The organism is Gammaproteobacteria bacterium (assembly GCA_037388465.1).
Lineage (GTDB): Bacteria > Pseudomonadota > Gammaproteobacteria > SpSt-1174 > SpSt-1174 > JARRKE01.
In genome coordinates this window covers 1-11,384 of record JARRKE010000001.1, presented here as the reverse complement: position 1 = coordinate 11,384, position 11,384 = coordinate 1, and the positions used below count along the sequence as shown (strand labels likewise).

Annotated in this window: 12 protein-coding genes and 2 tRNA genes; 4 read left to right on the top strand and 10 right to left on the bottom strand. The window is 62.1% G+C overall.

Going from position 1 to position 11,384, the window contains the following annotated elements:
* Nucleotide 1 precedes the first annotated feature (1 nt).
* Nucleotides 2-898 carry a 2-hydroxy-3-oxopropionate reductase gene (locus P8Y64_00070; protein MEJ2058870.1) on the top strand — a complete coding sequence of 299 codons (897 nt, stop codon included), beginning with the start codon at nucleotides 2-4 and terminating at the stop codon, nucleotides 896-898.
* A 106-nt stretch (nucleotides 899-1,004) separates the two neighbouring features.
* Entirely contained in the window at nucleotides 1,005-2,369 is a 1,365-nt protein-coding gene (locus P8Y64_00065) for a Glu/Leu/Phe/Val dehydrogenase (GenBank protein MEJ2058869.1), read from the top strand.
* Between the two features lie 71 nt (nucleotides 2,370-2,440).
* On the opposite strand, the gene P8Y64_00060 is transcribed toward P8Y64_00065, so the two are convergent.
* A tRNA-Val gene (locus tag P8Y64_00060) sits at nucleotides 2,441-2,517 on the bottom strand.
* Between the two features lie 79 nt (nucleotides 2,518-2,596).
* Nucleotides 2,597-4,630, bottom strand: coding sequence for an excinuclease ABC subunit UvrB (uvrB, locus tag P8Y64_00055; GenBank protein ID MEJ2058868.1), 2,034 nt, complete (start codon nucleotides 4,628-4,630; stop codon nucleotides 2,597-2,599).
* An 86-nt stretch (nucleotides 4,631-4,716) separates the two neighbouring features.
* Between uvrB and P8Y64_00050 the strand changes: the two genes are divergently transcribed.
* A complete protein-coding gene (locus tag P8Y64_00050; protein MEJ2058867.1) occupies nucleotides 4,717-5,904 on the top strand; it encodes a pyridoxal phosphate-dependent aminotransferase in 1,188 nt (395 codons plus the stop codon).
* 47 nt (nucleotides 5,905-5,951) lie between these two features.
* A tRNA-Asn gene (locus tag P8Y64_00045) sits at nucleotides 5,952-6,027 on the top strand.
* A 159-nt stretch (nucleotides 6,028-6,186) separates the two neighbouring features.
* On the opposite strand, the gene P8Y64_00040 is transcribed toward P8Y64_00045, so the two are convergent.
* The 8 genes from P8Y64_00040 to P8Y64_00005 all read right to left on the bottom strand — a co-directional run.
* Nucleotides 6,187-6,411, bottom strand: coding sequence for a hypothetical protein (locus P8Y64_00040; GenBank protein MEJ2058866.1), 225 nt, complete (start codon nucleotides 6,409-6,411; stop codon nucleotides 6,187-6,189).
* A 220-nt stretch (nucleotides 6,412-6,631) separates the two neighbouring features.
* On the bottom strand, nucleotides 6,632-7,504 hold the full coding sequence (gene galU / locus P8Y64_00035) for a UTP--glucose-1-phosphate uridylyltransferase GalU (protein ID MEJ2058865.1): 873 nt from the start codon (nucleotides 7,502-7,504) through the stop codon (nucleotides 6,632-6,634).
* 63 nt (nucleotides 7,505-7,567) lie between these two features.
* Nucleotides 7,568-7,846 (bottom strand): helix-hairpin-helix domain-containing protein, encoded by a 279-nt coding sequence (locus P8Y64_00030; GenBank protein MEJ2058864.1) that lies wholly within the window; start codon nucleotides 7,844-7,846, stop codon nucleotides 7,568-7,570.
* A 90-nt stretch (nucleotides 7,847-7,936) separates the two neighbouring features.
* On the bottom strand, nucleotides 7,937-8,641 hold the full coding sequence (gene pyrF, locus P8Y64_00025) for an orotidine-5'-phosphate decarboxylase (GenBank protein ID MEJ2058863.1): 705 nt from the start codon (nucleotides 8,639-8,641) through the stop codon (nucleotides 7,937-7,939).
* Nucleotides 8,642-8,646: 5 nt separating this feature from the next.
* Complete coding sequence (lapB, locus tag P8Y64_00020; GenBank protein ID MEJ2058862.1) at nucleotides 8,647-9,870, bottom strand: lipopolysaccharide assembly protein LapB; 1,224 nt, start codon at nucleotides 9,868-9,870, stop codon at nucleotides 8,647-8,649.
* Nucleotides 9,870-10,163: a lipopolysaccharide assembly protein LapA domain-containing protein gene (locus P8Y64_00015; protein MEJ2058861.1), complete on the bottom strand. Its 294-nt coding sequence runs from the start codon at nucleotides 10,161-10,163 to the stop codon at nucleotides 9,870-9,872. The genes lapB and P8Y64_00015 overlap by 1 nt, the downstream gene beginning before the upstream one ends.
* Nucleotides 10,164-10,210: 47 nt before the next feature.
* A complete protein-coding gene (locus P8Y64_00010) occupies nucleotides 10,211-10,516 on the bottom strand; it encodes an integration host factor subunit beta (GenBank protein ID MEJ2058860.1) in 306 nt (101 codons plus the stop codon).
* An 88-nt stretch (nucleotides 10,517-10,604) separates the two neighbouring features.
* Nucleotides 10,605-11,384, bottom strand: a 780-nt coding sequence (locus P8Y64_00005; protein ID MEJ2058859.1) for a S1 RNA-binding domain-containing protein, incomplete at its 5' end; no start/stop codon positions are given.

Genomic DNA, 11,384 nt, shown 5'->3' with positions numbered 1-11,384 from the left:
AATGAGCGAACGTGTCGGCTACATCGGACTGGGAATCATGGGGCGTCCCATGGCGCTCAACCTCCTCAAGGCGGGCTACCCGGTCAGGGTCTGGGCCCGCCGCGAGGCCGCCATGCAACCGCTGCTGGAGGCCGGCGCCACGGCCTGCAAATCCGCCGCGGAGGTCGCCGCCGAGGCCGACATCATCTTCACCAACGTCTCCGACACGCCCGACGTGCAACAGGTCGTATTGGGCGAGGCAGGTATCCTCGAAGGTGCGCAAGCCGGCGCCGTGGTCGTGGATAACAGCACCATCTCGCCCTCGGCCACCCGGGCAATGGCCGAACGGTTGTCCGAGAAGGGCGTTGAAATGCTCGATGCCCCTGTTTCCGGCGGCGAACAGGGTGCCATCAACGGCACGCTGTCCATCATGGTCGGTGGCAAGGATGCGGTCTTCACGCGCGTCAAACCGTTGTTCGAGGTTCTCGGCCAGAACATCGTCCACGTGGGCACCAATGGCGCCGGACAGGTCTGCAAGGCCTGCAACCAGGTCGTCATCGCCCAGACCATCGCCGGCATCGGCGAGGCCTTCGTCCTCGCCGAGACCTCCGGCGTCGACGCGGCCAAGGTGCGCGAGGCCCTGCTCGGCGGCTTCGCCGGCTCGCGCGCCCTGGAAATCCATGGCCAGCGCATGCTGGATCGCGACTTCAAACCGGGCTTCAAGGCGCGTCTGCACAGCAAGGACATGGGCATCGCCCTGCAGACCGCGGCCGAACTCGGCATCGCCCTGCCCGGCGCGGCGCTCGTCACCCAACTGATCAACGCCCTGGTCGGTCGCGGCGACGGAGAGCTGGACTCCTCCGCCATCGTCAAGCTGCAACGCCAGCTTTCCGCCACGGACCGTACGCGCGGCGACTGACCGCCGTGCGCGGCAGGCACCGCCTCCGTGCCGAGTCCCTGCATGTGATAGCCTTGCCGGGTGTTAAACGGTCGAAACAACAGTGAACACGGCGTGTTGAAGCAACATGGTCGATTCCGATAAAACAGCGGATACCCCGCAGGCCGGCGAGCCGGAGGACCTCACCCCTTCGCATATCAGTGCGCAGCGTCTGGAGCGTGCAGTCTCGCTGCTGGACGGCGGTACGCGCGAGCTGTTCATTTTTCTGAATGCCCCCCGGCGCACGATCAGCATCTGCTTCCCGGTGGAGATGGATGACGGCCGGGTACGCATATTCAAGGGCTACCGTGTCGTTCACAATCACGTTCTGGGCCCCGGCAAAGGCGGCATGCGCTATCACCCGGATGTGACTGCGGATGAAGTGCGTTTTCTGGCCGCGCTGATGACATGGAAGTGCGCCTTGATCGACGTGCCGTTTGGCGGCGCCAAAGGCGGAGTCGCCTGCGATACCAAAGAATTGAGCCGGAAAGAGGTACAGCGCATCACGCGGCGTTTCATCACCGATCTCGGCGATGACATTGGGCCGCACACCGATATTCCCGCGCCGGATCTGTATACGGACGAGCAGACCATGGCGTGGATCTACGATACCTACGACACGCTGCATCCCGGTCTCAACAACCTGCCCGTCGTTACCGGCAAGCCACTGGACATAGGTGGTTCAGAGGGCCGCCTGGAGGCGACCGGGCACGGGGTCTTTTACGCCGCCCAAAGATTTCTGGCCAAGGAACTGGTGCCCGACCTGCATTCCATCAAAGGCGCCAGGGTGGCGATCCAGGGATTCGGCAATGTCGGCTCCGTGGCGGCCTATGCGTTCAGAAAGGCCGGTGCCATCATCGTCGGCATCAGCGATTCACAGGGTGCCGTTTACTCGGAACAGGGAATCGACCTGGAAGCTGCTACCGCCCACAAGCAGGAACACGGCACGGTCGTCGGTCTGCCTGAAACGCAGACCCTCACCAACGCGTCTTTACTGGAATCCGACTGCGACATCCTCATCCCTGCCGCGCTGAGCAACACGATTCATCGCGACAACGCCGACAGAATCAAAGCCAGGCTGATCGTCGAAGGCGCCAACGGCCCGGTTACACCCGCGGCCGACCAAATACTCAACGCCAAAGGCATTCACGTGCTGCCCGACATACTGGCCAACGCCGGCGGCGTGGTCGTCAGCTACTTCGAGTGGGTACAGAACACGCAAAACGAACAGTGGGAGCTGCCGGAAGTCACCGGCAAGCTAAGATCCAAGATGCATCACGCCATCGATATAGTGGTGAGCCGATGGCGGACGCTTTCCAGCGATATCGGTGGCAACCCCGGCGAGACTCCAGAAGACCAGGAGGCCGTGGCCATAGACCTGCGCACCGCCGCATTGATGATCGCCGTCGAGCGACTGAGCAAAATCACTATGGAGCGCGGGGTCTGGCCGTGAGGAGCCCACGCAGCCCTGGAAACGAAAAGGCCCCGCTATGCGGGGCCTTTTCGTTTTGATCGGGAAATTGTTGGTAGGCGCGATTGGACTCGAACCAACGACCCCCACCATGTCAAGGTGGTGCTCTAACCAACTGAGCTACGCGCCTGTAGAGGCGGGGAAATCTATCACAACGAACCCGCCCTGACTAGTGCCAAATACCGCCCCATGCGGCGGCGCCCCGGAGCTCAGGAGGCGGACTGGCGCTCTTCCGGAATGCCGAAAACGTGTGCCCGGATGTCTTCGATCTCGTCGCGCAGCCGGGCGGCATCCTCGAACTCAAGGTCCCGCGCGTGCTTGTACATCTGCTGTTCCAGCTTCTTGATGCGCTTCATGGCCTGCTCGGGACTCAGGCTGTGGTAGCGCGCTTCGTCCTCCGCCACCTTGGCGTAGCGCCGCGGTGAGGCGGCGGGACTGCCGGCATAGGCGCCTTCCATGATGTCGGCGATCTTTTTCCTGATGCCCTGCGGGGTGATCCCGTTGGCCTCGTTGTAGGCTATCTGCTTGTGCCGGCGGCGCCCGGTTTCCTCCATGGCCCTTTTCATGGAACCGGTCACCCTATCGGCGTACAGGATGGCCTTGCCGCTGAGATTGCGCGCGGCGCGACCGATGGTCTGGATCAGCGAACGGTCGGAACGCAGGAAGCCCTCCTTGTCGGCGTCCATGATGGCCACCAGCGAGACCTCTGGCATGTCCAGCCCTTCGCGCAGCAGGTTGATGCCGACCAGCACGTCGAATTCGCCCAGGCGCAGGTCGCGGATGATCTCGACACGCTCGACGGTCTCGATATCCGAATGCAGGTAACGGACCCGGACGCCGTGTTCCTGCAGATAGTCCGTCAGATCCTCGGCCATGCGCTTGGTGAGGGTGGTGATCAGCACACGCTCGTCCTGCGCGACGCGCAGATTGATTTCGGACAGCACGTCGTCCACCTGGCTGATCGCCGGGCGTACCTCGACCTCCGGATCGATCAGGCCGGTGGGGCGCACCACCTGCTCCACGATCGCGCCGGAATGTTCGAGCTCGTAAGGACCGGGGGTGGCCGACACGAAGATCGTCTGCGGCTGCAGGCGTTCGAACTCGTCGAAGCGCAGCGGCCGGTTGTCCAGCGCGGACGGCAGCCTGAATCCGTAATTGACCAGATTCTCCTTACGGGAACGGTCGCCGCGGTACATACCGCCGAGCTGCGGCACGGTGACGTGGCTCTCATCGACCACCATCAGGGCATCCTGCGGCAGGTAATCCAGGAAACAGGGCGGCGGTTCGCCCGGACCGCGCCCGGACAGATAACGCGAGTAGTTCTCGATGCCCGAGCAGTAGCCCAGTTCGAGCAGCATCTCCACATCGAAGCGGGTGCGCTCTTCCAGGCGCTGGGCCTCGACCAGCTTGTTCGCCTCGCGCAGCTCCTTGAGCCGGTCCGCAAGCTCCACCTTGATCTGCTCCACCGCCTCCAGGATGGTCTGGCGCGGGGTGACATAGTGAGTCTTGGGGTAGATCGTCAGGCGCGGCACGCGCCGCAGGACCTCGCCGGTGAGCGGGTCGAAGTAGCTCAGCGACTCGATCTCGTCGTCGAACAGCTCGATGCGCACCGCCTCGCGTTCGGAATCGGCCGGATGCACGTCGATCACCTCGCCGCGTACCCGGTAGGTGCCGCGGCGCAGCTCCACGTCGTTGCGGGTGTACTGCAGCTCGGCCAGGCGGCGCAGGACGTCGCGCTGGTCGATTTTATCGCCCCGGTCCAGGTGCAGCATCATCTGCATGTACTGGCGGGGATCGCCCAGACCGTAGATGGCGGACACGGTGGCCACGATCACCGTATCGCGACGTTCCAGCAGGGCCTTGGTGGCCGACAGGCGCATCTGCTCGATGTGCTCGTTGATCGAGGCGTCCTTCTCGATATAGGTGTCGGAGGCCGGCACGTAGGCCTCGGGCTGGTAGTAATCGTAGTAGGAGACGAAGTACTCCACCGCGTTATGCGGGAAAAACTCCTTCATCTCGCCATAGAGCTGGGCGGCCAGGGTCTTGTTGGGCGCCAGGATGATGGTCGGCCGCTGCATGCGCTGGACCACGTTGGCAACCGTGAAGGTCTTGCCTGACCCGGTCACGCCCAGCAGGGTCTGATGCAGGAGACCGGCCTCGATGCCCTCGATCAGCTGCGCGATCGCCGCCGGCTGATCACCGGCCGGCTCGTACTCCGCCACCAGTTGGAATTTATCGTTCATACCAGGAATCGAGGCTTATCCAAGCCAGAAACTTACAGTATCATTCATTCACATTTCCCTTGCCACCCGCACCAGGAATCGCCCCGTTGGATATCAAGCTCAGTTCCCGCGTACAACGTATCAAACCCTCCCCCACGCTCGCCGTCTCGGCGCTCGCCAACCAGCTCAAGGCGGAAGGCAAAGACATTGTCGGCCTCGGTGCCGGCGAACCGGATTTCGACACCCCGGAACACATCTGCGAAGCCGCCATTCAGGCCATTCACGCCGGCCAGACCCATTACACCGCGGTCGACGGCACCGCGAGCCTGAAGCAGGCCATCATCGACAAGTTCGAGCGCGAGAACGGCCTGAGCTACGCCCCCGACCAGATCCTGGTGTCCTGCGGCGGCAAGCAGAGCTACTACAACCTCTGCCAGGCGCTGCTCGATGCCGGCGACGAGGTCATCATCCCCGCACCCTACTGGGTGTCGTACCCGGACATGGTGCTGCTGGCCGACGGCGAGCCCGTCATCGTTTACGCGGGCCAGGACCAGGGGTTCAAGCTGCTGCCGGAACAGCTCGAGGCGGCGATCACCCCGCGCACCCGGCTGCTGACCCTGAACAGCCCCTCCAACCCGACCGGCGTCGCCTACAGCGAGGCCGAGCTGGCCGCGCTGGCCGAGGTTTTGCGCCGCCACCCGCAGGTGCTGATCGCCACCGATGACATGTACGAGCACATCCTGTTCGCGGGTCGCAAGTTCGTGAACATCCTGAACGTCGCGCCCGACCTCACCCCGCGCACCATCGTCCTGAACGGCGTTTCCAAGGCCTACGCGATGACGGGCTGGCGGATAGGTTATGCCGGCGGCCCCAAGCCGCTGATCGCCGCCATGAAGAAGATCCAGTCCCAGAGCACCTCCAACCCCACCTCGGTCTCCCAGGCCGCAGCTGAGGCGGCGCTGAACAGCGATCAGAGCTGCATCGAGACCATGCGCCAGGCGTTCGAGAAACGGCATGCCTTCGTGGTCGAGGCCCTGAACGGTATCGACGGCATCAGCTGCCTGCCCGCCGACGGCACGTTTTACAGCTTTCCCCAGGTCAGCGAGCTCATCGACCGCCTGCCGGGTATCGAGAACGACACCCAGTTCGCCGAATACCTGCTGGAGCAGGTCGGCGTGGCGCTGGTCCCCGGGACGGCCTTTGGCGCACCGGGCCACGTGCGGATTTCCTTTGCCACCAGCATGGAAAACCTGGAAAAAGCCATGGAGCGTATTCGCCGGGCCGCTGGGGGCTGATTCGTATTGACCGGCCCTGAGGCTTTCGCTACCATGCGCGGCTCAATTCCCCGGTAGCTCAGTCGGTAGAGCAAGTGACTGTTAATCACTGGGTCGGCGGTTCGAGCCCGTCCCGGGGAGCCAATATCCATGACAAAAAAGCCGCCTGAGGGCGGCTTTTTTGTGGCCGGCCGGAATTTCAGGCCAGACCTGACCCTCAGATTTCCCGGCACCGGAATCGCGCCCGTGTCGGCACCCAATCAACGGCAGCCTTCACCCGGGCTGCAAACGTTCGGTCGGTGCTCAGCGCATCCAGGATGCGATCAGTCGTTGGCATTCCCTGGTCAGGGCGCAGTTCCGTTCCTGACAGGTGTAACGGTCGTCCGAACGGAAACAGGGCTCCCCGCCCTCCTCGACCTGCAAGCGGCGAATTTGGGATGCGGTGTACCCGCGTACTTCCTCGGCGGTAACGGGCAGACGGCGGCGACGGTTGCGACGCGAGGCGTCTCGAAGGGTCTGTGGCTGCATTAGGCTTCTTCTTGTTGGGCGGATTGGCAAGGCTATTAATAGAAACCATCCCGCCTTAAAGCAAGGAACGCCGTCACATATCGGCCGGAAACCGGCGCCAAATTGACATCCGTCAAATATTTTCAGCCGTCATGCGCTCCACCGCCGGCCGTGATTGACACCGATACAAAAAAGCCCGGCCATCAGGCCGAGCTTTTCGAACAGCTTTGTAGTGATCCGGTTAGACCTTGAGCTGGCGCAAATACGCCGCAAAGCTGTCCTGCAGCTCCGGATGCTTGAGGGCGTACTCGACGGTTGCCTGTAGATAGCCCAGTTTGCTGCCGCAATCGTAGCGCTGGCCTTCGAACTCGTAGGCGTGGACCTTTTCCCGGCCCAGGAGTTTGACGATGGCGTCGGTCAACTGGTACTCGCCGCCTGCTCCGGGGGTCAGGTTCTGGATCGCCTCGAAGATCGCCGGGGTCAGAATGTAACGCCCGACCACCGCCACGTTGGATGGCGCGTCTTCCGGCTTGGGCTTTTCCACCATGGCCTGGACGTCCCAGAGACGCTCGCTGACCAGATCGCCCTTGATCACGCCGTACTTGTGGGTTTCTTCCGGCGGTACCCGCTCCACGCCCAGCACGCTGGCGCCGTGCTCTTCGTAGACGTCGATCATCTGCTTCAGGCTGCAGCAGCCGTTACCGTCGATCAGGTCGTCGGCCAGAATCACGGCGAACGGCTCGTCACCCACCACCGGCTGCGCAAGCCCGACGGCATGGCCAAGACCCAGCGCCTCGCTTTGACGGATGTATATGCAGGATACGCTGGGTGGCACGATATCCTGCACCACCTTGAGCAGGTTGGTCTTCCCGCGCGCCTCGAGCTCGGCTTCCAGTTCGTAAGCCTTGTCGAAATGATCGGGAATCGAACGCTTGTTGCGTCCGTTGATGAAAATCAAATGCTCGATACCCGCCGCCACGGCCTCCTCGGCCGCATACTGGATCAGCGGCTTGTCGACAATGGGCAGCATCTCCTTTGGATTGGCCTTGGTCGCCGGCAGAAAGCGCGTACCCATGCCCGCTACCGGAAAAACAGCCTTGCGAATCTTCTTCATTAACCTGTTTCCTAATGCACCGGGGGCGGAAAATCCGCCCCCGGGTTGTCACTGGTTTGTTTATTAATTTTTACTCATCGAATCGAGACGAATATTGTCCTTGTTCATCTCGATCGTCTTGCTGCCGATTCCCTTGACGTAACTCAGATCTTCGGCGCTCTTGAACGGACCGTGCTGTTTCCTATAAGCCACGATCGCCTCGGCCTTGCTCGTCCCCACGCCTTTCAACTCCTTGGCCAAAGTGCCGGCGTCCGCGTGGTTGATGTCGACCGGACCGGCAAAAACGGCGGTCGCAACGCCCAGCATCAATGCAGCCAGTGTTCCCTGGATATACTTTCTCATTATCGCTCTCCTTAGTTTTTGTTGAATACCGGGATCCTCCCGGTGCTCGTCCCCCAGTCTCCCCGAGGGTACGGCCATGTTAACAGGGCACTAAGGAGCGTCAACCTCAGCCAGTTGTCTGTTCAATTCATCGAGCACCGCCGTCGGATCGGCGGCCTGGGTCACGGGACGCCCGATGACCAGATAATCGCTGCCGGCGTTTACGGCATCCACAGGCGTCACGACACGCTTCTGATCGTCCTGGCGCCCGCCCGCAGGGCGGATACCCGGCGTCACCAGCGTGAAATCATCACCGAACGTCGTGCGCAAGTTCCCGGCCTCCATGGCAGAACAGACCACGCCGTCAAGCCCGGACTCGGCCGTCATGCCGGCGAGGTGCAGCACCTGCTCAGGTACGGGACGGTCGATGCCCACCGCCTGCAGGTCCCCCGCGTCCTGCGACGTGAGCACCGTGACGGCGATCAGCAACGGCCGCACGGGCGCCGATTCGAGCGCCTCGCGCGCCGCCTGCATCATGTGACGACCGCCACCGGCGTGGACATTCATCATCCATACGCCCAGCCCCGCCGCGGCGCGACAGGCACCGGCAACCGTATTGGGTATATCGTGGAATTTGAGATCGAGAAAGACGTCGAATCCGCGTTCGACCAGGCCGGCCACGAACGCCGGCCCTGCGGCGGTAAAGAGTTCCAGGCCGACCTTGAGACGGCACTGCGACGGCGACACGCGTTCCACGAAGTCCAACGCCGCCTGTGCGTCGGGATAATCCAGCGCAACGATAATCTTGGATGACATGGCAACTACTCTTGGGTGTTCAGGATACCGGACACGCTCGGCGCCGTGACATCCAGCCACTCGCTGGGCTTGATGGTGCCCCAGCCGTGGCAGCTCGGGCATTGCCAGCTGAGCGTATGGGCCTCGTAGCCGCAACGCTCGCAACGATAAGCGAACTCGCGGTTGCTGAGTTCGTCCAGGGCCTCCATGACCCGTTCGTTGACGACGGTATCACGGGTGCGTTCCCCGATCAGTTTGGCATGCAGGTAGGACTTCAGCACCGACAGGGTCATGCGGTGCTTGTCCAGCAGGGAACTGAAGCGCCAGTCGAGACGTTCCGGCTCGCCATGTGACGAGTAATAGTCGAACAGGGATTCCGTCAGTGCAGGTGAGAGGTTTTCGGTGGACAGCTTCTGCAGCAGACGGTCGAAACCGGCCATATCGTCCTGGGCCTGGAAAGACCGGTACAAACGTTCGAGCGCCAGGGTGGTGAAGGCCTGGTCCTGGCGCAGGATCTGCTGGTATTTCTTGATCGCCCGCTTGGCCTCGCCCATTTTCAGGTCGAGATCGCCGCTGAGCACGGATGCACGCACGCAATGGCGGTCGCTCTGCTGGGCGCGCTTGATCTCCGCCAGGGCCTGCTGTGTATCGCCCTGGCCAAGCGCCTGCTCGGCGAGTTCGCAGTAATAGTGGGCGATGACGCTCCCCTGCTCTCCACCGCCGGCATTTTGTAGGGCCCGCGAGGCCTCGATGGCCTTGTCCCATTCCTTTTCCTGCTCGTAGAGGCCGCGCAGCAGATCGAAGGCCTCGAGCGGCGGGTAGCGTTCCTGGGTCAACTCCTGAAACAGCGTCTCGGCGCGATCCAGCACGCCGGCCCTGAGGTAATCCTTGCCGAGTTCCAGCAGCACCTGGCTGCGCTGCTGGGCGGACAGATTCGGACGGGCGAGCAGATTCTGGTGAATGCGGGTGGCGCGGTCGACCTCGCCGCGGCGGCGGAACAGATTACCGAGCACCAGATGCGTTTCGACGGTCTCGGGATCGATTTCCAGGGCCTCGAGAAACACCTCGAGCGCTTCGTCGGTCTGATCGTTGAGAAGATAATTCAGGCCCCGGATGTATTCCGAGCTACAGGCAAGCGTGTCACCGCTGCGGTTGGCGGTGTGGTGGTGGCCCCTGCGATAGGTGCGCCGGGCAGCGTACCAACCAGAGGCAGCTGCCAGAGGAAGCAGCAGCCACAGCAGGTCCAACATCAACGCGCGTCCTTAAGTGGGCTCGTCCGAAGGTTGTTGAGTTCCTGCTCGGCCAGCTTGAGGCGCTTTTCCAGATTGCGAACCTCACGCTGTTTGCGAACGGCCAGGAGCATCGCCGTCACCATTCCCAGCAATGCTCCGATGAGCAGGGCTAAAGCCAGCAACGTCGCCAGCGGCAGGGAAAACTGCACAAAATAAAGATCCAGCCTTGCCGGCTGGTAGTTGAAGACCGTGAAAACGACGCCCAATCCCACGATGAGGAGCAGGATCACGAAGAGGATCAGCTTGCGCATGATGATACCGTGATAGGCATAAACCCGACCGCTGCCACGGCCCGGGCTCAACCCTCCTTGATCGGAGTGCCGAGGGAGTCGTTGACGCGTTCGCGCAATTCTTTGCCGGGCTTGAAGTGAGGAACGTGTTTGCCGGGCAACGAGACGGCATCACCCGTCTTCGGGTTACGACCGATACGCGGCGGCCGGAAATGAAGGGAAAAACTGCCAAAACCGCGGATCTCGATTCGCTCGCCGTCCGCAAGGGATTCGCTCATCAATTCGAGGAGGGATTTGACTGACAGCTCGATGTCTTTGTACGCCAGGTGGCTTTGCCTTCTGGCAAGGGCCTCAATCAGCTCGGACTTGGTCATGAAACCGTTTTCTCCCCGTGAAGTGAGCGCAGACATCAAGTAAAGGAAATCGGCCGTCCCTGGCCGATGGAGGTTGGGAGAGACGTGATCAGTCTTCCCGATCCTCTCCTCCCATCTGTTCCTTCAGGATATCGCCCAGCGAGGTGGTCGCAGAACCGCCGCTGGTGTAATCCTGCATCAGTTCCTTCTCTTCTTCGGTGTCCTTGGCCTTGATGGACAGGTTGAGCGCGCGCATCTTGCGATCCACGCCGATCAGCTTGGCCTCGACCTCGTCACCGACGTTGAGCATGCTGCGGACATCTTCCACACGGTCGCGGGACAGTTCGGAGGCGCGCAAGACGCCGTCCACGCTGTCGGCCAGCTCAAGGATCGCCATCTTGGCGTCCACTTCCTTGACCTTACCCGTGACGATGGTGCCCTTCGGATGTTCCGCCACGTAGGTGGAGAACGGATCCTTGTCGAGCTGCTTCAAGCCGAGCGAAATACGCTCGCGCTCGGGATCGACGGAGAGGACCACGGCCTCGACCTCGTCACCCTTCTTGAAGTTGCGGATCGCATCCTCGCCCGTCGTGGACCAAGAGATGTCGGACAGGTGAACCAGGCCGTCGATACCGCCGTCCAGACCGATGAAGATACCGAAATCGGTGATGGACTTGATGGAACCGACCACCTTGTCGCCCTTGTTGTTGTTCTCGGCGAAATCCTGCCAGGGGTTGGGCTGGCACTGCTTCATGCCGAGGGAGATACGGCGACGCTCCTCGTCGATTTCGAGGATCATCACCTCGACCTCGTCACCGAGGTGCACCACCTTCTCGGGGTTGACGTTCTTGTTGGTCCAATCCATTTCGGAAACGTGGACCAGACCTTC

Bases quoted from the DNA above. Each gene is read 5' to 3' on its own strand.
- P8Y64_00070 (MEJ2058870.1), top strand. From the start codon at position 2: ATGAGCGAACGTGTCGGCTACATCGGACTGGGAATCATGGGGCGTCCC.
- P8Y64_00065 (MEJ2058869.1), top strand. From the start codon at position 1,005: ATGGTCGATTCCGATAAAACAGCGGATACCCCGCAGGCCGGCGAGCCG.
- uvrB (MEJ2058868.1), bottom strand. From the start codon at position 4,630: ATGAACGATAAATTCCAACTGGTGGCGGAGTACGAGCCGGCCGGTGAT.
- P8Y64_00040 (MEJ2058866.1), bottom strand. From the start codon at position 6,411: ATGCAGCCACAGACCCTTCGAGACGCCTCGCGTCGCAACCGTCGCCGC.
- galU (MEJ2058865.1), bottom strand. From the start codon at position 7,504: ATGAAGAAGATTCGCAAGGCTGTTTTTCCGGTAGCGGGCATGGGTACG.
- P8Y64_00030 (MEJ2058864.1), bottom strand. From the start codon at position 7,846: ATGAGAAAGTATATCCAGGGAACACTGGCTGCATTGATGCTGGGCGTT.
- pyrF (MEJ2058863.1), bottom strand. From the start codon at position 8,641: ATGTCATCCAAGATTATCGTTGCGCTGGATTATCCCGACGCACAGGCG.
- lapB (MEJ2058862.1), bottom strand. From the start codon at position 9,870: ATGTTGGACCTGCTGTGGCTGCTGCTTCCTCTGGCAGCTGCCTCTGGT.
- P8Y64_00015 (MEJ2058861.1), bottom strand. From the start codon at position 10,163: ATGCGCAAGCTGATCCTCTTCGTGATCCTGCTCCTCATCGTGGGATTG.
- P8Y64_00010 (MEJ2058860.1), bottom strand. From the start codon at position 10,516: ATGACCAAGTCCGAGCTGATTGAGGCCCTTGCCAGAAGGCAAAGCCAC.